The 24225-nt window shown below is 63.9% G+C and carries 21 protein-coding genes; 10 read left to right on the top strand and 11 right to left on the bottom strand.

The window, feature by feature from the left end; translation table 11 throughout:
• From NH396_RS13180 to NH396_RS13170, 3 genes are all read right to left on the bottom strand, one after another.
• A partial coding sequence (locus NH396_RS13180) for a hypothetical protein (protein ID WP_253064234.1) occupies positions 1-200 on the bottom strand: 200 nt, incomplete at its 3' end.
• A gap of 438 nt (positions 201-638) precedes the next feature.
• Positions 639-3449: a heavy metal translocating P-type ATPase gene (locus NH396_RS13175; protein WP_306424411.1), complete on the bottom strand. Its 2811-nt coding sequence runs from the start codon at positions 3447-3449 to the stop codon at positions 639-641.
• Complete coding sequence (locus NH396_RS13170; RefSeq protein ID WP_253064232.1) at positions 3446-3901, bottom strand: MerR family DNA-binding protein; 456 nt, start codon at positions 3899-3901, stop codon at positions 3446-3448. Before NH396_RS13170 ends, NH396_RS13175 begins: the two co-directional genes overlap by 4 nt.
• A 443-nt stretch (positions 3902-4344) precedes the next feature.
• On the opposite strand from NH396_RS13170, the gene NH396_RS13165 reads away from it, so the two are divergent.
• A complete protein-coding gene (locus tag NH396_RS13165; protein WP_253064230.1) occupies positions 4345-5613 on the top strand; it encodes an outer membrane protein transport protein in 1269 nt (422 codons plus the stop codon).
• A 177-nt stretch (positions 5614-5790) separates the two neighbouring features.
• Here NH396_RS13165 and NH396_RS13160 read toward each other — a convergent pair whose 3' ends face one another.
• The 6 genes from NH396_RS13160 to NH396_RS13135 all read right to left on the bottom strand — a co-directional run bounded on the left by NH396_RS13160 (position 5791) and on the right by NH396_RS13135 (position 13428).
• The gene (locus NH396_RS13160; RefSeq protein WP_253064228.1) at positions 5791-6195 is read right to left on the bottom strand and encodes a hypothetical protein; all 405 of its coding nucleotides are present in this window, start codon (positions 6193-6195) and stop codon (positions 5791-5793) included.
• Between the two features lie 143 nt (positions 6196-6338).
• On the bottom strand, positions 6339-7934 hold the full coding sequence (locus NH396_RS13155; RefSeq protein ID WP_253064253.1) for an ABC transporter ATP-binding protein: 1596 nt from the start codon (positions 7932-7934) through the stop codon (positions 6339-6341).
• Between the two features lie 147 nt (positions 7935-8081).
• The gene (locus NH396_RS13150; RefSeq protein WP_107335886.1) at positions 8082-9005 is read right to left on the bottom strand and encodes an ABC transporter permease subunit; all 924 of its coding nucleotides are present in this window, start codon (positions 9003-9005) and stop codon (positions 8082-8084) included.
• 14 nt (positions 9006-9019) lie between these two features.
• Positions 9020-9946 (bottom strand): oligopeptide ABC transporter permease OppB, encoded by a 927-nt coding sequence (gene oppB, locus NH396_RS13145; RefSeq protein ID WP_253064218.1) that lies wholly within the window; start codon positions 9944-9946, stop codon positions 9020-9022.
• A gap of 59 nt (positions 9947-10005) precedes the next feature.
• A complete protein-coding gene (locus NH396_RS13140) occupies positions 10006-11652 on the bottom strand; it encodes a peptide ABC transporter substrate-binding protein (RefSeq protein ID WP_253064216.1) in 1647 nt (548 codons plus the stop codon).
• 150 nt (positions 11653-11802) lie between these two features.
• Complete coding sequence (locus NH396_RS13135; protein ID WP_253064214.1) at positions 11803-13428, bottom strand: peptide ABC transporter substrate-binding protein; 1626 nt, start codon at positions 13426-13428, stop codon at positions 11803-11805.
• Positions 13429-13858: 430 nt separating this feature from the next.
• On the opposite strand from NH396_RS13135, the gene prfB reads away from it, so the two are divergent.
• The 6 genes from prfB (at position 13859) to NH396_RS13105 (ending at position 19402) form a co-directional block, all read left to right on the top strand.
• Positions 13859-14957, top strand: a protein-coding gene (prfB, locus tag NH396_RS13130; RefSeq protein ID WP_176678083.1) for a peptide chain release factor 2 whose coding sequence is annotated in 2 segments (ribosomal slippage) — positions 13859-13933 and positions 13935-14957 — 1098 coding nt in all. Because the reading frame shifts where the segments join, the coding sequence is not laid out codon by codon here.
• Between the two features lie 164 nt (positions 14958-15121).
• Complete coding sequence (gene lysS / locus NH396_RS13125; RefSeq protein ID WP_253064212.1) at positions 15122-16660, top strand: lysine--tRNA ligase; 1539 nt, start codon at positions 15122-15124, stop codon at positions 16658-16660.
• 367 nt (positions 16661-17027) lie between these two features.
• Positions 17028-17411, top strand: coding sequence for a hypothetical protein (locus NH396_RS13120; protein ID WP_253064210.1), 384 nt, complete (start codon positions 17028-17030; stop codon positions 17409-17411).
• A 205-nt stretch (positions 17412-17616) separates the two neighbouring features.
• Entirely contained in the window at positions 17617-17928 is a 312-nt protein-coding gene (locus NH396_RS13115) for a BolA/IbaG family iron-sulfur metabolism protein (protein ID WP_043336297.1), read from the top strand.
• A 2-nt stretch (positions 17929-17930) separates the two neighbouring features.
• Entirely contained in the window at positions 17931-18902 is a 972-nt protein-coding gene (locus NH396_RS13110; protein ID WP_253064208.1) for a hypothetical protein, read from the top strand.
• Positions 18899-19402: a GNAT family N-acetyltransferase gene (locus NH396_RS13105; protein ID WP_253064206.1), complete on the top strand. Its 504-nt coding sequence runs from the start codon at positions 18899-18901 to the stop codon at positions 19400-19402. The genes NH396_RS13110 and NH396_RS13105 overlap by 4 nt, the downstream gene beginning before the upstream one ends.
• Before the next feature lie 154 nt (positions 19403-19556).
• Here NH396_RS13105 and NH396_RS13100 read toward each other — a convergent pair whose 3' ends face one another.
• A complete protein-coding gene (locus NH396_RS13100; RefSeq protein WP_253064204.1) occupies positions 19557-19817 on the bottom strand; it encodes a cell division protein ZapB in 261 nt (86 codons plus the stop codon).
• Positions 19818-19999: 182 nt separating this feature from the next.
• Complete coding sequence (gene rsmD, locus NH396_RS13095) at positions 20000-20686, bottom strand: 16S rRNA (guanine(966)-N(2))-methyltransferase RsmD (protein ID WP_253064202.1); 687 nt, start codon at positions 20684-20686, stop codon at positions 20000-20002.
• 106 nt (positions 20687-20792) lie between these two features.
• Here rsmD and ftsY point away from each other — a divergent pair, with 106 nt between their 5' ends.
• Genes ftsY through ftsX form a run of 3 tightly spaced genes read left to right on the top strand, consistent with a single transcriptional unit; the run spans position 20793 to position 24219 of the window.
• Positions 20793-22478: a signal recognition particle-docking protein FtsY gene (gene ftsY / locus NH396_RS13090; RefSeq protein WP_253064200.1), complete on the top strand. Its 1686-nt coding sequence runs from the start codon at positions 20793-20795 to the stop codon at positions 22476-22478.
• On the top strand, positions 22475-23143 hold the full coding sequence (ftsE, locus tag NH396_RS13085) for a cell division ATP-binding protein FtsE (protein WP_253064199.1): 669 nt from the start codon (positions 22475-22477) through the stop codon (positions 23141-23143). Before ftsY ends, ftsE begins: the two co-directional genes overlap by 4 nt.
• Positions 23140-24219: a permease-like cell division protein FtsX gene (ftsX, locus tag NH396_RS13080; RefSeq protein ID WP_253064198.1), complete on the top strand. Its 1080-nt coding sequence runs from the start codon at positions 23140-23142 to the stop codon at positions 24217-24219. The genes ftsE and ftsX overlap by 4 nt, the downstream gene beginning before the upstream one ends.
• Positions 24220-24225 lie beyond the last annotated feature (6 nt).

The raw sequence follows: 24225 nt of genomic DNA, 5'->3' as shown, positions 1-24225 counted from the left end.
AACCGCTTAGCGCCGATGGTAGTGTGGAGTTTCTCCATGTGAGAGTAGGTCATCGTCAGGCACTTATCCCGAACCGCCCCTGTAGCCTTGCTGCAGGGGCGGTTCTCTTTGTGGTGAGAAAAGTTGCTCAGGAAAAGTTGTGCAGAAAGAAGGCCAAAGGAAACGCCCCTGTCACTGATGCGGCAGGGGCGTTTTTGCATTCTCGGCACCTTGATCAAGCGGGATAAAGAAGTGATGCTCGGGGTAAAGAAGAGCAAAGCGGCTGTGGAAAACTCAAGATTCGTCAGTGCAGGAGCTACCCATGCGACCTCGCGACAGCTGCTTTCCCTCCAGTGTGCTGTCGGGTGACACGAGTCTCGGAGCCACTGGGCGGCATGTCATGAACGCTATCGTTGCGAGTCTTGCGAGAGCCGTCTGGAGCGATTTTGATCGGGACACAGTCACGAAAAAGCCCTGCCACACAGGATGTGACAGGGCCTTGAGATGAAGATCTTGCGCGATTGTCCTGTGCAATCATCTTGCTCGATTTCAGCGACTACAGAGCAAGGCCTGGAGTGTGCTTCATGACTTGGCGAGCCAGAACCACCAGACAATGGCGGCGATCAGGCCGAGCCCTAGCAGATTGATGGCCATGCAGATCATGCCGACGCTCCTTGCGAGGTGGTGGCGGTATTCTCGGGGTTACCTGTCGCGGATCCAGCTGCGCCCGGGGGCGTATATCGACGCAGCCGATTGGCATTGGTTACGACGGTGACCGAGGACAAGGACATGGCCAGTCCCGCGATGACCGGCGACAGCAACATGCCCGTGAAGGGGTAGAGGATGCCCGCGGCAATCGGGATGCCGATCAGGTTGTAGCCGAAGGCCCCGACTAGGTTCTGCTTGATGTTGCGCAGGGTGGCCTGGCTGATCGCGATCGCATCCGCGACCCCGCCCAGCGACGGCTGCATCAGCGTGATACCGGCGGTCTCGATGGCGACGTCGGTACCTTCGCCCATGGCGAAGCCGACATCGGCCAGCGCCAGCGCAGGGGCATCATTGATGCCATCCCCTACCATTCCGACGACATGGCCTTCCCGCTGCAGCCGCGCGATCTCATCATGCTTGTCATTCGGTGAGGCGCCGGCACGGTAATCATCGATACCGGTCTCGCGCGCCACGGCCGCTGCCGTGTGAGGGTTGTCACCGGTCAGCATGATTACCTTGAGGCCGATGGCATGCAGGCGAGCGATGGCATCGCGGCTATCGTCACGCAGCGGGTCGGCCAGGCCGAAGACGGCGAGCAATTCATCGTCGCGGGCCATCAGAATCAGGGTGCGCGCATTGTCTTCCAGCGCCGTGATCTGCTCGCTGAGAGGAGCCAGGCTGATGCCTGCCTCTTCCAGCATGGCAGCGTTGCCCATGCGCCAGGTGCGCCCTACATCGTCCTGGGCCTGAATGCCCCGCCCGCTGATGGTCTGGTAGTCATGGAGGGACTTGCTGCGCGAGGCATCGGGGCGTCTGTCTTCGATATGTGCCAGCAGTGCCGTGGCCAGCGGGTGCTCGGAGCCCCGCTCCAGTGCATATGCTGCATCCAGTATGGCTTCCTCGTCTTCCCCTTCGAGGAGCGAGACCTCGGCGACTTCCGGCTTGCCGCGCGTCAGGGTGCCGGTCTTGTCGACCACCAGCGCGGTCAAGCGACTGGCGGTCTGCAGTGCCTCACCGCTGCGTACCAGCACACCATGCTCCGCTGCCTTGCCGACCCCGATCATGGTCGAGATCGGCGTCGCCAGACCCAGCGCACACGGGCAGGCGATGACGAGCACTGCCGTCGCGACCACCAGCATATGCACGCCGGTCGGTGCCGGCCCGAAGTTGAACCACACCAGCGCCGCGACGATGGCGATGATCATCACGCTGGGCACGAACACGCCGGAGATGGTGTCTGCCAGCCGGCCAATCGGCGGGCGCGAATTCTGCGCCTGACGCACCTGGTTGATGATGCGTCCCAGGCGCGTCTCGCTACCGACGCGCTCGACCTCGAAGACCAGACTGCCACGCGTATTGAACGTACCGGCGGCTACCTCATCACCGATACTGCGTGACACGGGCAGTGGCTCACCGCTGAGCATCGATTCATCGATATGGCTCTGGCCCTCGATGACCCGGCCATCCACCGGGATGCGCTCACCGGGGCGAATGCGCACCTGGTCCCCGCTGCGGACCTCATTGATATCGATCTCGCGCTCTTCACCGTCGCGGATCACGCGGGCAGTGCGAGTCTGCAGATCCAGCAGCGCGCGCAGCGCCTGCTGAGTGCGGCCCCGGGCGCGGACTTCCAGCGCCTGCCCCAGGCTGATCAAGCCGATGATCATGGTCGAGGCTTCAAAGTAGAGCCCGCGCGCCGCCGGGGGCACGCTGTCGGGGAACAGCAGCACGCCCATGGAGTAGAGCCAAGCGGCCCCGGTACCGAGCGCCACCAGCGTATCCATGTTGGCCTGATGGTGCGTGAAGGCCTTCCAGGCGCTGGTGAAGAAGCTGCGTCCTGCCGTGACGAGCACGCCCAGCACGGCGACGCCGATCGCCAGCCACACCCCGCGCTCGAGCCCCTCGAAGCCGGGGTGATGGAAGAACATGCTGATCATCAGGGGGATACCGATGCCCAGCGACAGCACGCTGTCGCGGACACGAGAGCGATATTCCTGATCGGCGTCTTCCTGCTGTTGCTGCTCACCGGCCTGCGCGTCTTCCACCAGGCTTGCCCCGTAGCCGACACCTTCGATGGCAGAGACGATCTCGTCGGGAGCGAGGCGGCTCGTGACCTGGGCGGTGTGCGAGGCGAAGTTGACCTGCGCCTGCTCAACTCCATCCAAGCCATCCAGTGCCTTCTGGATCGTCGCCACGCAGCTGGCACAGGTGACGCCGGACAGTGAGAACTCGGTGCTTGCGCTATCGGCTGGCTGGCTCTCAGTCGCTGCCTTGTTCGCAGCACTTGACGCGTTCGCAGCCGGCGCGACTTGAGCTTCATCCACCTCGGCGTGGGCCTCAAGCGAATAGTCCGTCTCGAGGATGATGCGCTCGAGCAGTCCGTGCGGCAGACAGGTGTCCACGTCGAGAATGTCTTCTTTCGGCGTGCCAGTGACTTGCGCAGCCTCATCCCAGTGCTGGATGGCCTCGCGCAATCTGGCGACGCACTTCTGGCAGTGCATACCGTACACCGACAGATCGTGATGGGCGCGTACCGGCAGGGCTTCCTCCCGGAGGGGATAGCCGCAGTCTTCCGCGACTTCCTGCAATGTCGTGGATGACAGCTGGCTATGCATCAGCAACAGCTCCGCGTCAGGTGCCCCGAGCAACTCGGCCTGTGGGTCCTGCGCCTGCAGGGCACGACGAATCCTGTTGACACAGCCCTGACAATGGATGCCTGGCGCCTGCAGAAGGCGCGTCTCGGGAAGTGGCGGGGTCATCATGAGTGCCCCCCGTCGCGGCGTTTGGAAGTGGAAGCGGTGTCGGGCATGTCCTGCGGAAAGCCTTCGATCAGACAGCACACACTGTTGCCGTCCGGCACGCCATCCGGCAGGTCCTGCCAGCAATCCAGCGCATGCTCCATGCGCCCTGCCAGGGCTTCCAGCTCACGAATGCGCTCGCGCACTCTCGGCAGGTGCTGTCGCAGCAGGTCACGCACCAGCGGGCAAGGCGAGTCGTGCTGGTCCGCCTGCTCGAGAATCTGTTTGATATCGGCAAGGCTGAAGCCCAGCTGGCGTGCCTGACTGATGAATTTGAGGCGTACCAGCGCCTGCTCATCGAAGCGCTGGTAGTTGTTGACGGGATCACGTCGGGCCGTGATCAGCCCTTGGCGCGTGTAGTGGCGAACGGTTTCAGCGGTGACGCCTCCCGCGCGGGCCAGTTCAGCGACTTTCATTGCAACACCTCCTCGTGATGAAGAGTGGCGGAGAGAGCATCCAGCTGCCCTGTAGGTCTGTCGGCAGCCAATGTTCCGTGACTGATCATCAGTTTAAGACTTATGTGTTGCACATAGGTCAAGCGAGCCGATACATACGAAAAGTCTGATGTTCGACCAATAGGCTAGAGGGGGGAGCAGAGGGGGCTGCCGTGTTTTAAACGCTGGCGACAAGGCACTAAATCCTCGTCAGGTCAGGGGTTTAGCAGCACGTGACAGTGCAGACATGAATGAAAGTTCCCTGCATACTAGAAATCTCCCTATTCAAACAAACGTTCGCCCTTGACTTGAACGCACGACTCGCCCAAAACGTAGATGACAGAGCTATGCATCAACGAATGATAACAACAACATGCGGCTCTCCAGCCACCTGCAATGGGACGCCATCCATAATGAAAAACAAGATGAACAAACTCACCCTCGGGGTCGCTCTGGCAACGGTAGCCACGGCTTATGCCGGTGGCGTTCACGCGGGGGCCTTCCAGCTGAACGAGCAGAGTGTCAGTACCCAGGGCACCTCCTTCGCCGGGCGCGCCTCGAATGCCAATGATGCCTCCACCGTGTTCGGCAACCCCGCCGGCATGTCCTTCCTGGATCGTGCCCAGATTACCGGCGGTGTGACCTATCTGGACGTCAATACCGATATTGATGTCGCCAGCGCGAATGATGCACTCGGTCGGCCAGTCTCTGGCGGAGATGACGGTGACATGGTGCCGGGAGCGGCAGTGCCTTCCTTCTATTACGTGCAGCCGATGAATGATCGGGTAGCACTGGGCTTCGGGGTCTACGCACCCTTTGGCGTGATCACCGATTATGGTTCTGATTTCCGCGGCCGTTATTTCGCCAATTACAGTGAAGTCGAGGTGGTCACCGCCCAGCCGACCATCTCCTACCGTATCAATGACAAGTGGGCCATCGGGGCCGGTGTGACCTACAACAGCATCAAGGGTGAGCTGACGTCGAATACTGCCGATGTCCTTGGCGCAGGCGATGGCAAGGTCAAGATCAAGGGTGACGATGCCGCCTGGGGCTACAACGTCGGGGTCATCTTCCAGCCGGTGGAAAGTACCCGTCTCGGTCTGTCCTATCGCTCCAAGGTGGATTACAGCCTGGAAGGTGATGCCAAGTACAACAATGTCTTCAATGGCAGCATGACCGCGCCAGGCCTCGTGAATACCGAGCAGGACGCCTCGCTGGACGTGACCTTGCCGGAAAGCATCGACTTCTCCGTGACGCACAAGCTGGATGATCGCTGGACGCTGATGGCGGGCGTGACCTGGGTGCACTGGAGTCGCTTCGACGAGATCGCGGTGGAAGTCGACAACATGAATGACATCGTCGAGGAACAGGGCTATGAGGACGGTTGGCAGTATGCGGTCGGCCTGAGCTATCAGCTCAACCCGCAATGGGTGCTGCGTACCGGTATGGCCTTCGATGACAGCCCGACCGTGGATGAGCATCGCAGCGCGCGTATTCCGTCCGGTGATCGCACCATCTTCTCGCTGGGGGCTGGCTGGACACCGATGCCGGATCTGACCATCGACATGGCCTACACCTACCTGTGGGAAGAGACGGCCACCGTCAGCCTGAACGAGCCCAACCGTGGCACCTATGAAGCCGATTACGAGAATGAAGCGCATGGCTTCGGTCTCGGTGCGACCTATCGTTTCTGAGTACGTCAGCGGCTGAAGCGCTGAGCTGGTCTCGGGACAACCGATACAATCGATACAGAAACGCCCGGTCATATGACCGGGCGTTTTCTTGTCGTCCTGTTGGGTTCATCAGGCAAGGGCAGAACTATCGCCTCAGCGCGAGCATTGGCGAACCGTCACCAGCGTCTGACATGACGATCAGAAGTCGTAACGCGCCAGGAACATCAGCTGGTCGCTGTTGCCGCTCTCGTAGTCGCTCATTTCGGGATGGTGGAAGGCCCTGCCCAGCGTGACGTCCTTGTTCGGTTTCCAGTCGAGTGCGGCTTCATCGCGGTGGTCACGCTCATAGCCCGAGTACTCGGTCTCGGTGGTGAAGACGCCATCCTCGAAGAGGGGCGTTTCGGTGCTGTGCTGGCCATCATGGCCGAGCTGATAGAGCAGGCCGACAGTGAACTCTCCGAAACCCTTCTTCCAGTACAGCGAGTTGTCCGGGCGTCTCGTGCCGAGCAGGGCTGCGCCAATCGCGTGACGTGGTCGTGAGTGTGAAGGGGGATGCTGGCTGTTGTTGTAGGTTGCATCGTCATTCTGTGTCTGTCTTTCCATCGGTGTGGGTCATGCCGGAGCGTCCTGCTCCGGCCTCGGTCGGGTGCAAGCACCCGGCTGCCCTTGCCTGCGCCTTTTCTCAGGCAAAGCGGGGTCTTGATGGGCGCCGCAGCGCCCATCAGGCATGTCGTCTTTTCAGGGTGTCAGTGGTGCGTCTGGCCCAGGTCCGGGGCGAAGGCGGCCTGCATCAATTCACGCGTATAACGCTCACGGGGTGCTTCGAAGATGGCATGGGTACTGCCGCTTTCCACCACCTTGCCTTCCTTCATCACGATGAGGTGGTCTGACAGCGCACGCACGACCGCCAGGTCATGGCTGATGAACAGATAGGTCAGGCCGTGGCGTGCCTGCAGGTCGCGCAGCAGGTCGATCACCGTGACCTGCACCGAGCGGTCCAGCGCCGAGGTCGGCTCGTCCAGCAGCAGGAATTCCGGCTTGAGCACCAGGGCGCGCGCGATGGCGATGCGCTGGCGCTGACCACCGGAGAACTCATGCGGATAGCGATTGCGCATGCCGGAGTCGAGGCTGACTTCGCTCAGGGCGTCGCAGACCCGCGCATTGCGCTGGGCGCGATTGAGCTCAGGGTGATGCACGCGCAGACCTTCGCTGATGATCTCGCCCACGGTCAGGCGCGGCGACAGGGAGCCGAAGGGGTCCTGGAAGACGACCTGCATGCGCGAGCGCAAGGGGCGCATGCCTGACTTGTCCAGCGGCATGATATCGGCGCCATCGAAGCTGATCTGGCCCTGGCTCTTGATCAGGCGCAGCAGGGCACGCCCCAGCGTCGACTTGCCGGAGCCGGACTCGCCGACGATGCCGATGGTCTGGCCGCGTCGGACCTCGAGATCGATGCCGCGCACCGCCTCGAAGGCGACCTTGGGGCCGAACAGCGGACGCTTGATGGTGAAACTGACACGCACATCGCGCGCCGACAGCAGCACTGGTGCATCCGCGGCCACCGGGGCCTTCTTGCCGGCCGGTTCGGCATCGATCAGCATGCGGGTGTAGGCGTGGTGCGGGCGCTCGAAGACGTCGTGGGTGGCGCCGGTTTCCAGCAGCTCGCCGTGACGCATCACGCAGACGCGGTCCGCGAAGTGGCGCACGATGCTCAGGTCGTGGGTGATGAACAGGATCGCCATGCCGTAGCGCTGCTGCAGCGACTTGAGCAGCCGCAGGATCTGCGCCTGCACCGTGACATCCAGCGCGGTGGTCGGCTCATCGGCGATCAGCAGGTCCGGCTCGCAGGCCAGCGCGATGGCGATCATCACGCGCTGACGCTGGCCACCGGACAGCTCGTGGGGATAGCTGTCGATACGTCGCGCCGGCTCCGGAAGGCCGACCTGCTCGAGCAGTTCCAGCGCCTTGTGGCGAGCCGCGCGACCCTTGAGGTCACGATGCAGCGCCAGAACCTCGATGATCTGGCGTCCGATGCGGTGCAGCGGATTGAGCGAGGTCATCGGCTCCTGGAAGACGGTGGCGATGCGGTTGCCGCGCAGCTCGCGCATGCGCCGCGTCGAGGCACTCAGCAGGTCTTCGCCGCGCAGGCGGATGGCGCCCTTTATCTCGGCGAGTTCCGGTAGCAGGCGCAGGATGGCGGTGGACGTGACCGACTTGCCGGAACCGGACTCGCCGACCAGCGCCAGCGTCTCGCCCTTGTTGAGGGTGAAGCTGACGCCCTTGACGGCGGGTACCGCGCCGTCCGGCAGCTGGAAGTCGACCTTGAGATCATCGACCTCCATCAGCGGCGGCGTGCCCGGCGCCTCGGCGGCCAGGCCCAGGCGAGTCAGGGTGTCGGCGCGCGCCTGGTCAGCGGCGTTGCGTGCTGGCGGCAGGCTGGAGGAGGTGCCGGAGGTAGAGGGTGAAGACGTCATGATCAGCGCTCCGGTTCAGCGAGTCTTGGGGTCGAGGGCATCACGCAGCCCATCGCCGAGGAAGTTGAGGCAGAACAGGGTCGCGGCGAGGAAGGCCGAGGGCACCAGCAGCATCCAGGGCGCGGTTTCCATCATGTCCTTGCCTTCGGAGATCAACACGCCCCACGAGGTCAGCGGTTCCTGCACGCCGAGGCCGAGGAACGACAGGAAGCTTTCCAGCAGGATGACCTTGGGCACCGTCAGCGTGACGTAGACGATCACCGGGCCCAGCGCATTGGGGATCAGGTGGCGGGTGACCACCTGCAGGTCGCGCACCCCCAGCGCATGCGCCGCCTCGACGAATTCGCGCTTCTTGAGTGCCAGCACCTGGCCGCGCACGATGCGCGACATGTCCAGCCACTCCACCGCACCGATGGCGGCGTAGATGAGGAAGATGTTGCGACCGAACACCACCATCAGCAAGATCACCAAGAACATGAACGGCAGCGAATACATGATGTCGACGAAGCGCATCATCAGGTTGTCGGTGCGTCCGCCGAAGTAGCCGGAGACGGCACCGTAGAGCACGCCGATCACCAGGCTGACGAAGGTGGCGACCAGCGCTACCGACAGCGAGATCTGGCCGCCATGCAGGGTGCGGGTCAGCAGGTCGCGGCCGTTGACGTCGGTGCCGAAGACATGGCCGGAGGCCAGGTCCGGACCGGTGCCGATGGCGTTCCAGTCGACTTCATCGAGTTCGAAGGGCGTCAGCCACGGGCCGATCAGGCAGGCCAGCACGATGACGGCCATCACCACCAGGCTGCACATGGCAGCGCGGTTCTGCTTGAGACGACGCCAGGCGTCGCGGGTCAGGCTGTCGCCTGCCGGCGCGGCAGGCGGCTGGCCGTCGAAGGCACTGGCACCGCCGGTGCCGTGGGGAGCGGGAGTTGTCTGTGACATGTCAGGGCCTCGGGTCAGTCGTCGTAGCGGATCTGCGGGTCGAGCATGCTGTAGAGCAGATCGACGATCAGATTGAGCAGCAGGATCAAGGCGCCATAGAAGACCACCGTGCCCATCACCAGGGTGTAGTCACGATTGAGCGCCCCCTGTACGAAATAGCGCCCGATGCCGGGAATGCCGAAGATCTGCTCGATCACCACCGAGCCGGTGATGATGCCGGCGATGGCCGGGCCGAGGTACGAGACCACCGGCAGCATCGCCGGCCGCAATGCATGGCGCAGAATCACCTTCCACTCGCTCAGGCCCTTGGCGCGGGCGGTGCGGATGTAGTGACTGCCGAGCACCTCGATCATGCTGGCGCGCATCATGCGGGCGATGTAGGCGATCTGCTGGATGGAGAGCGCCACCACCGGCAGCAGCAGGTTCTGCCAGGCGCCGCCGTTCCAGCCGCCGGCCGGCAGCCAGCCGAGCAGCACGCCGAACACCAGCGCCAGCAGCGGGGCGATCACGAAGTTGGGCACCGCGATTCCCGCCAGCGCCGTACTCATCACCAGGTAATCCGCCGTCGAGTTGCGCCGGATGGCCGCGATCACCCCCAGCGGCACTCCGATCAGCAGCGCGGCCAGAATCGCCCACATGCCCAGCTCCAGACTGGCCGGGAAGCCCTGGCTGATCAGCTCGCTGACGTCGAAGTCCTTGTACTTGAAGGACGGACCGAGATCGCCCTGTACCAGATCGCCCAGATAGCGCAGGTACTGCATCGGCAATGGCTCATCCAGGTGATAGGCCGCGCGCAGGTTCTGCTCGATTTCCGGGGGGAGACGGCGCTCTCCATCGAAGGGACCGCCCGGAGCGACCCGCATCAGGAAGAACGACAGGGTGATCACGATCAGCAGGGTAGGAATCGCCTGCAGCAACCGCTTGAGGGTGTAGCTCAGCATCCAGTGCTCCGTTCGGGCCGCTGCCCGGGTGTGTCGTTGTTATGGGTGACTGTCGTCTGTCAGTGCGAGGTATCGAGCTGCAGATAGCGACTCGGGTGCACGTCCAGCGCATTGGGCGCCCAGCCGCTGATGGCGGGGTCGACCAGGCTGGAGGTGACATAGTCGTAGAGCGGCAGCACCACATCGTTGTCGAGCAGATACTGCTCGGCGTCGTGGAGCTGGCGCTGGCGGGTGCCGATGTCTCCTTCACGCGCCGCCGCCTCGATCAGCGCATCGTAGGTCGGCGAGCTGAGCCCGGGCGCGTTGGAGGTGTTGTCGCTGCTGAAGGCGTTCAGGAAGTCGTAGGCATCGGCGATGGTGGCGATCATGCCGTAACGCCCGACCTCGAAATCGCCCAGCGCCAGATCGCGGTAATGCACCGCGGCCTCGGTGTTGGTCAGCGTCACCTTCACGCCCAGCGGCTTCCACATCGCCCCGAGGGTCACGGCGATCTTCTTGTGATCTTCCAGGGTGTTGTAGCGCAGGGTCAGCTCAAGCTGGGTGTCCGGGCCGTAGCCCACGTCGGCCATCAGTTCGCGGGCCTTCGCCATCCTCCGGTCCATCGACCAGTCAGCGAAGTCGAAGCGCGCGCCCTGATGTTCTCTCAATGCCTTCGGCACGAAGTGCCAGGAGGGAATCTGGCCCATGCCGAGAATGCGCTCGGTAATCACCTCACGGCGTGTGGCCAGATTCAGCGCGCGGCGAATGCGCTGGTCGGCCACGGGCGAGCCCGCGCGCAGATTGAAGACATAGAAGTACTCGCCGAGGATCGGGTAGGTGTGCAGGGCAGCGGCCAGATTGTCCTGAATCCAGGCGTAGTGGCTGGCGGGCACGCCGTAGGCGATCTCGACTTCGCCGGCGCGAAAGCGATTGAGCGCGGCATGACTCTCCTCGATGGGCAGGTAGACCACCTCATCGAGCGCGACCGTGTCTGCCGCGTGATAGCGAGCATTGGGTGACAGTGTGATATGCGACTGTGGCGCCCATTCGTTGAGCACGAAGGCACCCGAGGTGACCATGTTGGCCGGCCGCGTCCAGTCAGCGCCATTGGCCGCGATCACATGGCGTGGCAGCGGGGCGGCTTCGCTCATCGCCAGCGTCTGCTCAAGCGTCGCCGAGGGATGACTGAGCGTGATGGTGAGCGTCTGCGCATCGGGCGCGGTCACGCCGAGTTGCTCCGGTGCCAGCGCGCCGGTGTTTACCGCGCGAGCATTGACGATCGGGTAGTAGAGCGTGGCGTTGTGGGCCGCGGTGGCGGGTGTCAGCAGGCGGCGCAGCGCGAAGACGGCATCCTGGGCGGTCAACGGCGTGCCGTCTGACCACTCGAGCCCCTCGCGCAGGTGAAAGGTCCAGCTCAGCCCATCGGCGGACGACTCCCAGCGCTCTGCCAGCCCGGGAATCAGCTCGCCGTCGGCGGAGTAGGCGATCAGCGGCTCGAACAGATCACGCGTGATGCGTGTCTCCCAGGTGCCGCTGGTCTGCTGCGGGTCCAGCGACGCCGGCTCGGCGCCATTGGCGATACGCAGGATCTGCTCGCCTTGGCTTGCAGGGCTTGTGGATTGTGCGGCCATGGCGCTGCCGGAAGCGCCGAAGGAGAGAGAAAGAATGGACAGCAGCAGGCCTGCGCCGAGGCTTGCCGCGCATTGCGTCGGTGAGGTGGGGGACATGCATGAACTCCTTGTCACGCCCGTGGGGCGCGACGTCATCTTCTGGTGCCATCCTTGGCAAATGCCACGCTCCTGCCCTGCCGGACACGAGCGTGGACCCATGACGATCTGGAGAACTGCGAGCCAGGCCAGAGGCTCACAGGGCTCGCCTCACTCGGAGAACGAGATCCAGCGCGAGCGGTGGGTATCCTCGATGTTGTCCTGCCAGCCGTTGAGCTTGGGGTTCACCAGATTGCGCGACACGTAGTAGTAGATCGGCAGCACGGCATAGTCATCCAGCGCCTTGCGCTCGGCGTCTTGCATCAATGCCTCGCGATCCTCCATGTCGAGCGTATTGGCAGCCTCTTGCATGTCGTCATCCAGCGCACTGTTGGCATAGGCGCCGTAGTTGTTGGGCACGCCGCTTTCCAGCAGGTTCAGGAAGTTCTGGGCGTCGTTGTAGTCGCCGATCCAGCCGGCGCGGCCGACATCGAACTTGCCCTGGCGCATGTCCTCGTAGTGCACCGCGACTTCGGCGTTCAGCAGATTGACCTTCACGCCCAGCGGCTTCCACATCGCGGCGGCGGCGATGGCCACCTTCTTGTGGTCTTCGCTGGTGTTGTAGCGCAGGGTCAGCTCCAGCGGGTTGTCCGGGCCATAGCCGGCGTCTTCCATCAGGGACCTGGCCTTCTGCATGCGCTCATCCATCGACATGTCCTTGAAGGCCATTTCCTGGATGTCGTAATGGTTCACGCCGGTGGGCACGAAGCTGTAGGCCGGCACTTCGCCGGTGCCGAGGATCTTGTCGGTGATGATGTTGCGACGGATGGAGAGGTTGAGCGCCTCACGCACGCGCGGGTCTGCCGTGGCATGACCATCGCGCGAGTTGAGCACGTAGTAGTAGATGCCCAGGTAGGGCGCGACGTGGGTGGCGTCCGGCAGGTTGTTCTTCAGCCAGCCGTATTGCTGGGTCGGGAATTCGCGCGCGATGTCGATCTCGCCGGCGCGGAAGCGCTTCAGGGCGCTGTTGCGTTCCTCGATGGGGTAGTAGATCACCTCATCCAGCGCGACTTCTCTGGCATCGTGGAACTCAGGATTCTTGAGCGCGACGATGCGGGTCTGCGGCTGCCACTCGCTCAGCTCGAAGGCACCGTTGGAAACCATCTTGCCGGGGTCGGTCCAGTCCTTGCCGTACTTCTCCACGACATGTTTCGGCAGCGGGTAGGCGGTGTAGTGCGACAGCTGGTCCAGGAAGTAGGGCGTCGGACGCTCGAGGGTGATCTCGAGGGTGTGATCATCCACTGCACGCACGCCGAGGGTGTCCGGCTCGGCCTCGCCGCTGTTGATGGCCTTGGCATTCTTGATCGGATACAGGATGTAGGCGTAATCCGAGGCATTTTCCGGCGTCATGATGCGCTTGAGCGCGTACACGAAGTCCTCGGCGGTCACCGGCTCACCGTCTGACCACTTGCCGTCTTGGCGCAGCGTGAAGGTGTAGGTCTTGCCATCGTCGGAAATCTGCCACGACTCGGCCGCACCGGGGATGCGCTCGCCATCGGCGGCTTCAGTGACCAGCCCCTCGAAGAGGTCGCCCACCACGTCATTTTCCCAGGTGCCGGAGATCTGCTGCGGGTCCAGCGAGGCCGGTTCGCCCATGATCGCCAGCTTGAGCGTGTCGGCCATGATGCCCGGGGAAGCGGCGATGCTTCCGGCCAGCAGCAGGGAGCTTGCCAGACGCTTGAGCGCGAAGCGCTTGGGGAGTGCCGGCGTGTGAGAGGGGGAGTGCAGTCGTGCCATGGTGGGGAAGCTCGCTATTGTTGTTAGGGGGAGTACGAGTGATGCCTCTACCATTGAATCTTTTGCGGTGCGTTGTCCATGTTAAAAAATGGATAGCTCATGCGTGCATTCGATAAGTCTGATGTTGGGCGTGGAATGCCGCGGCATTCGTGGCTGGCGGACGTCTGGATGACTTTGGTCGCAGTCGCCTGAAAGACAGCCAGACCGAGGCTTGTGCACGTTGTGACAGAGGCCTGCAGGCGGCCATCGCCCACCTTGCGCTGGATGATGGGCCGGGCATGGTCGCCACGCCGGGAAATGGCTACAATATCGGGCTTTGCGCGCTGTCGATCTGCACATGTCCCTACGGGTGGCATGTGGCGAAGCCCGTCGCTTGCGACAGTATCGCCGCGCACCCATTCACGCATCATCGCCTCAAGACAGGACGACCATGCAAGAGATCAATCCGATCACCAACCTCATCAAGGACCTGTCCGAAAGGGCAGAAGTCCTGAGGGGGTACCTTTGACTATGCCGAAAAGCAGGATCGGCTAGAGGAAGTCACTCGCGAGCTCGAGAATCCGGATGTCTGGAATGACCCGGACTACGCGCAGAAGCTCGGCAAGGAACGTGCGTCGCTGGAGCTGGTCGTCAAGACCCTCGACGACATGAGCAACGGTCTGTCCGACTGCTCCGACCTGCTGGAAATGGCGGTCGAAGAAGAAGACGAAGGCACCGTGGACGAAGTCGTCCGCGAACTTGACCAGCTCAAGGCCAGTCTCGAGAAGCTCGAGTTCCGTCGCATGTTCTCCGGTGAAATGGACGCCAACAACGCCTACCTCGACATCCAGGCTGGCTCCGGCGGCACCGAGGCACAGGACTGGGGCAACATGTTGCTGCGCATGTACCTGCGCTGGGCCGAGCATCACGGTTTCAAGACCGAGATCGTCGAGGCGAGCGCCGGTGAAGTCGCCGGCATCAAGTCCGCCACCATCCACATCCAGGGCGAATACGCCTTCGGGTGGTTGCGCACCGAGCTTGGCGTGCACCGTCTGGTCCGCAAGAGTCCCTTCGACTCCGGCGGCCGTCGTCACACCTCGTTCGCGTCCGTGTTCGTGTCGCCGGAAATCGATGACAACATCGAGATCGACATCAACCCGGCCGACCTGCGCACCGATACCTATCGCTCCTCCGGCGCCGGTGGTCAGCACGTCAATACCACCGACTCCGCGGTACGTATCACCCACGTGCCGACAGGCATCGTGGCGGCCTGCCAGACCGAGCGTAGCCAGCACTCCAACCGTGACCGCGCCATGAAGATGCTGAAGGCGCGTATCTACGAAGCCGAGATGCAGAAGCGCAACGCCGCCAAGCAGGAACTCGAGGACTCCAAGTCCGATATCGGCTGGGGCAGCCAGATCCGCTCCTACGTCCTCGATGACCAGCGCATCAAGGACCTGCGGACCAGCGTCCAGTCGAGCAACTGTGACAAGGTGCTCGACGGCGACCTCGATGACTTCATCGTCGCCAGCCTCAAGATGGGGCTCTGAGCGCGAGTCCCCTCGCGGCCCAGCGCCTATTCGCCTCCGCCGGTCTCGCCGGCGGAGGCCATGAATCCCCGTATCGCGGTCAGCCCTGATGGTCACAATCGTCAGGCTGACCATGATCTGTCGTGGCCCAGGCCATGACCCTTTGACACGAGACAGGCCCCTCCATGTCGACAGAGCAGACCCCCGCCATTGATGAGCAGCAGGCCGCCGAACAGGCTCAGGAAGAGAACCGTCTGATCGCCGAACGTCGCGCCAAGCTGAACGCCCGCCGCGAGCAGGCCGCCGCCGAAGGCAAGAGTGCCTTCCCGAATGATTTCCGTCGTGACAGCCTCGCCGCTGACCTGATGGAAGAGCTGGGCGAGAAGGACAAGGCCGAGCTGGAGACGCTGGACCGCAAGGCCGCCGTCGCCGGGCGTATCATGCGCAAACGTGGCCCCTTCATCGTGCTGCAGGAAGTCTCCGGCCAGATTCAGCTCTACGTCGACAAGAAGGGCCTGCCGGAAGCGCTGCTCGAGGACATCAAGAGCTGGGATATCGGTGACATCGTCGGTGCCAGTGGCCCGGTGCACAAATCCGGCAAGGGCGATCTGTACGTCATGATCGAAAGCGCCCAGCTGATGACCAAGAACCTGCGTCCGCTGCCGGACAAGTTCCACGGTCTGTCCGATCAGGAAATGCGCTATCGCCAGCGTTATGTCGACCTGATCATGAACGAGCAGTCACGCCGTACCTTCGCGCTGCGTGCCGGCATCGTCGCCTCCATCCGTCGCTTCCTCAGCGATCGCGGCTTCATGGAAGTCGAGACGCCGATGCTGCAGCAGATCCCGGGTGGTGCGACCGCACGTCCGTTCATCACGCACCACAACGCGCTGGACATGGAAATGTACCTGCGCATCGCGCCGGAGCTTTACCTCAAGCGTCTGGTGGTGGGTGGCTTCGAGCGCGTATTCGAGATCAACCGCAACTTCCGCAACGAAGGGCTGTCGACGCGTCACAACCCCGAGTTCACCATGCTCGAGTTCTACTGGGCCTACGCCGACTACCGTGACCTGATCGCGCTCACCGAAGACATGATCCGCACCGCGGCCCAGGAAGTGCTCGGCACCACGCAGATCACCTGTCAGGGCAGCGAGTACGACCTGAGCCAGCCGTTCATCCAGATGACCATGCGCGAGTCGATCATCAAGTACGGCGATGGCATCACCGAAGCTGATCTGGCAGATTACGACGCCGCCCGCGCCACGGCGGAGCGTCTGGGTATCCAGGTCAAGCCGATCTGGGGTCTGGGCAAGCTCGAGACCGAGATCTTCGAAGCCGTCGCCGAGCACCGTCTCGACCAGCCGACCTTCATCACCGAATATCCGGCCGAAGTCAGCCCGCTGGCGCGCCGCAACGATGCCAACCCGCACGTGACCGATCGCTTCGAGTTCTTCGTCGGTGGCCGCGAGATCGCCAATGGCTTCTCGGAGCTCAACGACGCCGAAGATCAGGCCGAGCGCTTCCAGGCCCAGGTGGCCGAGAAGGACGCCGGTGATGACGAAGCCATGTTCTACGACGCCGACTACGTGCGCGCGCTGGAATACGGTATGCCGCCGACCGCCGGTGAAGGCATCGGCATCGACCGTCTGGTGATGCTGCTGACCGACAGCGCCTCCATCCGCGACGTGCTGCTGTTCCCGGCCATGCGTCCGCTGCAGGGCTGAGCAGCAGGCCACCAGCCCCACATGATGTGTCGGCGTGACGCGCCATCGTGACAGGCCACGCTGAGGGCACCCACAACGCCTCCGATCCCTGATCGGGGGCGTTGTGGTCTCTGCCTCACACGAATGGCTGATGGCGAGTGCCTCGCGGGGCATGATCGGTGCCGATGAGGCAAGGTGGCGCTTGGCTTTGTTGCCCGCGAGCGGCCATAATGGTCGGCGTCCAGTCTGCTGGCGCCCTGGCACTGCCAGAGTGACGCGCTGGACACCTCGAGGCTCACCCGCATCGCGTGCCTGCTTCATGAGCGGCGCTGCCATCCACGGTGTGTCCTGTCTCGGAATTGTCCCTGAATGTCCTGGAGAGTGCAGAATGAAGCTGCTTAACCGTTCCGCCCTGAGCGTCAAGCCGACCCAGGCGTTTGTCGACTGGATCAACTCGCTGGAATCCGAAGGCGAGGGAGGTGAGGATCTGGCGCTGGAGGATGTCAATCAGGAGAGCACCGTCTACCTGATTCCCGAGATGGACACGCGTGAGGCACTGGATGGCTTCGTCACCGAGCGCTGGCTGGACGTGCTGGAAAGCGAGCTGCGTGCCTGGGAAGAAGACACCCGCCATTGGCCGGAGCCGATGGACAAGGCACTCTTCGAGCGCTTCCTGACCGTCGAGCACAGCTATCTGGCGGTCGACCTGGACGACGAGGCACCGCTGGAAGTCAGCGAAGTCGATGACGAGTTGCTGGCCGATCTTGACTGACTCTTCGGCATGATGGCCGCCGTCGCCGCACTTTCCGCAAGCGCTGTCAGCGAGCGCCGCCAGCAATGACTGTCAGTGATGGCGACAGACGCTACAATGGCCTCGGGCAAAATGCCCGAGGCCATTTGCGTTGTGGCGATCGCATCGTCACCCTCAATTTTCCGCATGTCCGTCGTGCGGCTTCCCCCCTTCAAGGAGATTGCGCATGAGCATCCAGACCCAGATAGACACCAAGCTCGCGACGCTTGACCCGTTGATGGTCGAAGTCGTCAATGAGAGCCATATGCATAGCGTGCCGGCCAACTCCGAGACCCACTTCAAGGTCACGCTGGTCAGCGATCGCTTCAGCGGCCTGTCGCGGGTCAAGCGTCACCAGCAGCTGTATGCCTTGCTCAGCGAAGAGCTGGATGGCCCGGTGCACGCACTGGCACTGCACCTGTACACCGCGCAGGAGTGGGCGGCACGCGGCGGCGAGATTCCGGATTCCCCCAACTGTCTGGGCGGCGGCAAGCACTGACCATGACCCCTGAACCGCAACGCCTGCAATATCTGGACGCGATGGGACTGACCGCCTGGGTCGGTCGCTATCAGCTGCCCAATGCCTTGCCCACCCAGGCGTGTGACTGGCCCGAGCCGCAAGCGGCGGAGGCGGTCGCGCCCCAGGCGCGCCTGCACGCGCTGATCGATGAGGCGCCGCGTCCGCCTGCTGCCCACCAGACGGCGGATGCCAGTCATGCCCCCTCCGCTCAGGCTGGCGGCATGGCCGGCAGCGCTGTGCCACGCCCGGCAGGGCCTTCTCCGGCTTCGAGTGCACGCGCCTTGCTGGGCATGGCGCCGGCGGCGGTCGAAGCCCCCGCTGCGGCTGCCTCGCCGACGCCCGGCGCTGCCGAGACCAGCAGCACCGCCTCGTGGGGCACGCCGCCGACGCAGGTCCCGGCAGAGGCTCCGGCAGCAGATGAGGCTGTGACACCGCCAGCGGCAGACAAGCCGCCACTGCGTTTCAGCGTTCAGCTGGCGGCGCTGGAAGGGCGCTGGTTGATCCTGCTGCCCGGTGACGAGGCACCGCATCTGGAAGGGGAAGCCTTGCTCAAGGCGTTGTGGCGCGCCGCCGGTATTGAGACGGCATCAGGGCTCACCTTCAGCCACTTCCGCTGGCCGCTGTTGCCCAACCTCAAGGCCAGTGCGCCACTTGAGGAAGCCCGCGAAGGGTTGCATGCCTTCCTGAGTGGCCCGGCGCGTCGTGGTTGGCAGCCGGAGAGGCTGTTGATCTTCGGTAGTGATGAGGCAAGCCAGACGCTGCACGAGGTGCTTGGCATCACCGCTTCCGAGCGCGGCGAGGCGACCTCCAGTCTGCTGAATCTGCCGGTCTGGCAGGGGCCGGCGTTGTCGGCGCTGGCGCGCTCCAGTGAGGCCAAGCGCAAACTGTGGCCGCTGTTGATCCGCTGGGGACGCGAGTGGCAGGCGGCATCGCCGCAGATGGACGCCTCATGAGCGGGTCAGTTCCCCGGCGTCTCGAGCTGCGTGAGCTGGCCGATGATCAAGCGACTCTGACGGCGCTTGAGGCCATCGAGGCCAGCCAGGCACATGGCCTGAGCCAGTCACAGCTGATCGATGTGCTCAACGATGACGCGCGCTGCGTGCTGGGCGCCCGGTGGCAGGCCGGCGAGTCGCCGACTGCAGAGCTGATCGGCTTCGTGGTGCTGGCGCGCGGGCCCTTCGAGGCCGAGATCGAGGCGATCACCGTACACGCCGCGCAGCGCGGGCAGGGCGTCGGTGCACGCCTTTTGGCCGCCGCCATCGCGCAGGCACGTGACTGGCAGCGTGACTCGGGGCTTGAGCGCCTGCTGCTGGAGGTGCGCGCCAGCAATGCCGCCGCCGCAACCCTCTATGCGAAGGCCGGTTTCACTCGGGATGGAGTGCGCAAGGGCTACTACCCGCTGGCGGAGGGTGGGCGTGAGGATGCCTGGCTAATGTCGCTGCCGCTGACGTGAAAGCCCGCCGACATGAAGACGCCGCCGACAGTCTCCTGTCGGCGGCGTCTTCATGAGGCCCTGCTCATAAACTCTTGTTCAAGCGCTCCTGTTCAAGAGTCATTGATCAAGAATGCATGTTCACGTGGGCCTGCGCTCAGGCCGCGCAGGGGCCTCAGGCGCTCTGGGTTTCGCTCTCGGTCTCGCTGAAGCGTGCGATCAGTCCTTCCAGACGGCTCGCCCACTGGTCACGCTCTTCCTGCAGGCGAGCATTGGCCTGACGCAGTTGTTCCAGTTCTTCGCCCTGGCTGCCCTTGGTTTCGTTCAGGCGCTGGTTCTCTTCCTTCAGCTCTTCGACTTCCATCTTCAGCATCTCGATGCTGTCGATGGCCTGGCCGACTTTCTGCTCAAGTTGGGTAAAGAGTTCGGTGCTCATGCTATCTCCTTGTCGAGTCACGATCGTGGCCCGAGGGGGTTCGTTGAGGGCGGTAAAGGTATGCGGTAAATGCTGGTGCGATGAATATCGGCCATGTCGGGAATCCTTGCCGGATGGCGCAGCGATACCCGCCTGCAGGCAGACTACGACGCCGCCTGAGTCGACACAAGTGGGAAGGTGGCTCAGGCGGGCGGATGGCGCCGATACAGGCGGCCATGACTGTCGCCGGCACGGCTTTCCCGGTGCAGCTGCCAGTTGGCGGGCACCACGGGGTCGAGGCCGGATTCCACTTCCAGATAGATCATGGCGTCATCGCTCAGCCAGCCATGCGCTTCGAGCAGTGCGCAGCTCGCGGCGGCCAGCTCGAGCCGGAAGGGCGGATCGAGCAGCACCAGGTCCATGCCGCCCGCGGCGGGAGTGGCCGTCTCGAGCCAGTGCAGGACATCGCCGGTCACCACCTGCGTTGGCAGGCTGTCGCCGTTGGCGAGGGTCGCGAGATTGGCCTCGAGCGCACGCGCGACGCGGCTGTCGCGTTCCACGAAGGTGACATGCGCCGCCTCACGCGACAGCGCCTCGAGGCCCAGCGCGCCGCTGCCGGCATAGAGGTCAAGCACGCGGGCGCCGCCGACATGAAAGCCCAGCCAGTTGTAGAGCGTCTCACGCACGCGGTCGGGCGTCGGGCGCAGGCCCGGTGCGTCGATCACGTTGAGCAGGCGGCGCTTGAAGCGCCCGCCGATGATGCGCAGGCGACCTGGCCCGCCGGCGGCCTGGCCACGCTTGCCGCTCTGCTTGCCGTGCTGCTTGTCAGCGCGCGAGGGCGCGTTGGATTTGCCCCGTGCGGGGCCTTGGGAGGATGCGCGTTTTTTCATGCCGCGAGTCTAGCATGTGCGACGCCGGATGCCGCGCGGTGCGTACCTTCAGCCCCGAAGGGATGGTAGGATGACGCCACTTTCACGAGTTCAGGACTGTCTCGCCATGTTCGGTTTTTTCAAGCGCAAGAAACACAAGGCTCAGGAGCAGAAAGCCTCCGAGCAGCAGGCCCTCGAGCAACAGGCTCTTGAACAGACACAAGACGCCACGCCCCACGAGCCAGCCGATGCCGAGCAGGCAGCGCGGCTCGAGGCCGAGAAGGTAGAGGCAGAGCGCCTTGCCGGTGAAGAGGCGGCTCGGGCCGAGGCTCAGAAGCTCGAAGATCAGCAGGCCGAAGCTGAAGCCGAGCGCCGCGCCTCTGAGCAGGCGGCTGCCGACCAGGCCGCCAAGGCCGAAGCCGAGCGCATCGTGCAGGAACAGGCCGCCCGAGACGAAGCCGAGCGCATCGCCCATGAGCAGGCCGCTGCAGAACGCGTCGCCGCTGAAAAGGCCGCCCGGGAAGAGGCGGAACGTCTGGCTGCCGAGCAGGCCGCCCAGGCAGAGTCCGAGCGCATCGCTGCCGAACAGGCCGCTCAGGCCCGTGCGGAAGAAGCCGCCAGTGAAGCGCGTGCCGAAGAGGCGCGTATCGCGGCTCGCGAGGAAGAAGAGCGTCAGGCCGCCGCGCAGCTGGCCGCCATCGAGGCCGAAGAGCAGGCCGCGCTGGAACAGGCTCGCCAGGAAGAAGAAGCACGTGCCGCCGAGGCTGCCGCCGCTGGCGCAGGCGCCGTGGTCGAGGACGACGAGGCGCGTGACACGGCCCGCGACGGACGCGAAAAGCCACGTCGTGGCTTCTTCGCGCGCATCAAGGCCGGTCTTGGCAAGACACGCGCCAATCTGACCGAGGGCGTCGCCAGCCTGTTCCTCGGCAAGAAGCAGATCGATGATGAGTTGATGGAAGACCTCGAGACCCAGCTGCTGATGGCAGACGTGGGCATCGAGGCGACCACCGAGATCATCGACAACCTGACCGCGCGCATCTCGCGCAAGGAATTGAAGGAGCCGCAGGCGCTCTACGAAGCGCTGCAGGAAGAACTGCGCGTGATGCTGGCGCCGGTCGCCAAGGACCTGGAGCTGCCGGCCAAGGGCAGCGGTCCCTTCGTGATCCTGATGATCGGCGTCAACGGCGTCGGCAAGACTACCACCATCGGCAAGCTGGCCAAGCGCTATCAGAGCCAGGGTCGCAGCGTGATGCTGGCTGCGGGCGATACCTTCCGTGCCGCGGCGGTGGAGCAGCTCAAGGTCTGGGGCGAGCGCAACAAGGTGCCGGTCATCGCTCAGCATACCGGTGCCGACAGTGCCTCGGTCATCTATGACGCCCTGGAAGCCGCCAAGGCGCGTAACGTCGATATCCTGATCGCCGATACCGCGGGCCGCCTGCACAACAAGGGCCATCTGATGGAAGAGCTCAAGAAGGTGCAGCGCGTGATGGCCAAGCTGGATGTGTCCGCGCCCCACGAGGTGATGCTGGTGCTGGATGCCGGTACCGGCCAGAACGCGCTGTCACAGGCCTCCACCTTCCATGAAGCAGTCAACATCACGGGCCTGACGCTGACCAAGCTGGATGGGACCGCCAAGGGCGGCATCATCTTCGCGTTGGCCAAGCAGCTCAATCTGCCGATCCGCTATATCGGTGTCGGGGAAGGTGTTGATGACCTGCGTCCCTTCGCGGCTGATGACTTCGTCAGTGCCCTGTTTGCACGCGCTGGCGATGAGGCAAGCGAAGAGGCCAACGCCGAGTCGCGCGAGGCATGATTGCCTTCGAGCATGTCGGCAAGCGCTATGGAGGGCGCTTCGATGCACTGGCCGGGCTCGACTTCAGGGTCGAGCGTAGCGAGATGGTCTTTCTGACAGGCCATTCCGGTGCCGGCAAGAGCTCGTTGCTCAAGCTGATCATGCTCCTCGAGCGCCCCTCGCGTGGGCGCATTCTGGTGGCGGGGCACGATATCGGGCGGCTGCATACCTCCCAGGTGCCATATTACCGCCGCCAGATCGGCGTGGTCTTCCAGGACCACCAGCTGCTGAGTGACCGCAACATCTTCCACAACGTGGCCCTGCCGCTGATGATCCAGGGGGTCCCGCCGCGTGAACAGGCGCGGCGGGTGCGAGCGGCGCTCGACAAGGTCGGTCTGCTGCATCGTGAGAAGGCGCTGCCGATCGAGCTGTCCGGTGGTGAGCAGCAGCGGGTCGGCATCGCGCGTGCCGTGGTCAACAAGCCCGCGCTGCTGCTGGCCGATGAACCGACCGGCAATCTGGACCCGGCACTGTCCGCCGACATCATGCGTCTGTTCGAGGACTTCAATCGCATCGGTACCACGGTGATGATTGCCAGTCACGATCTGGCGCTGATCGCCCGCCTGCACCATCGCACGCTGGAGCTGTCCGATGGTCGTCTGATCGCCGACAAGGATGCCCGATGAGTCCCCCGCGTTCCCGCAACGATTCTCCTTCTTCACGCGAGCGTGCCCAGTCCCGCGCCGAGACGCGTACCCGCAAGGCCGCCGCGCAGGCACCTGAATCACCGGAGGCCACCGAGCGTGCTGCGCGCAAGGGGGCGCGCTCCAGTCGTGTCTCGGTCGAGAGCCGCTACCGCAGCTGGCTGCGTCATCACGCTGCCATGGCGCGCGACAGCGCACGCCGCCTGCTGGTCGCGCCCATCGCCAGCCTGCTGACCATGCTGGCCATCGCCATCGCACTGACGTTGCCGGCGGCGCTGTGGCTGGCACTGGACAGCGCGCGTCTGCTCGACAATGAACTCAATGACAGCGCTCAGCTCACCCTCTATCTTGAAACCTCGGTCGATGAGAGCCAGGCGCTGACGCTGTCGGACTCGCTGCGCGACGCTGCCGGTGTCGGAGGAGTGCGTCTGATCACCGCCGCCGAGGGCATGCAGGAATTCGCCCAGGCGCTGGACCTCAAGCGCTCACTGAGCCTGCTGGATGACAACCCCTTGCCGGCCAGCATCGTCATCACGCCGCTGGACACCACGCCGGAGTCTGTGCGTGCTCTGGCCACGCGTCTCGAAGGCGAGCCGGGTGTCGCCAGCGCACGCCTGGATCTGGCCTGGCTCGAGCGTCTGCGCCAATTGGGTGAGTTGGGTCAGAAAGTGACGCTGGGTCTCGCGTTACTCTTCGGGCTGGGCGTATTGCTGGTGGTGGGCAATACCATCCGCCTGTCCGTGGAGAGTCGCCGCCAGGAGATCGAGGTCGTGACGCTGATCGGGGCGACCCACGCCTTCGTGCGGCGTCCCTTCCTCTACAGCGGTGCCTGGTACGGTCTGGGAGGGGGGCTGCTGGCCTGCGGGATCCTGGCGCTTGGCGGCAACTGGCTGGCGGCACCCGTGACGGCCCTTGTACAAAGTTATGGCGGCAACTATGTGTTGCCCGCGCTGGGCATTGCAGGGGGTGCCACGCTGCTGTTTTCGAGTACAATATTGGGCTGGATAGGGGCCTGGATCGCGGTCGGACGTCATCTGGCGAGTATTTCTCCGCGCTGATTCCGA

Source organism: Cobetia sp. Dlab-2-AX, assembly GCF_024124625.1.
GTDB lineage: Bacteria > Pseudomonadota > Gammaproteobacteria > Pseudomonadales > Halomonadaceae > Cobetia.
Note: the sequence above shows the minus strand (reverse complement) of the source record. Positions and strands in the feature narration are given on the sequence as shown.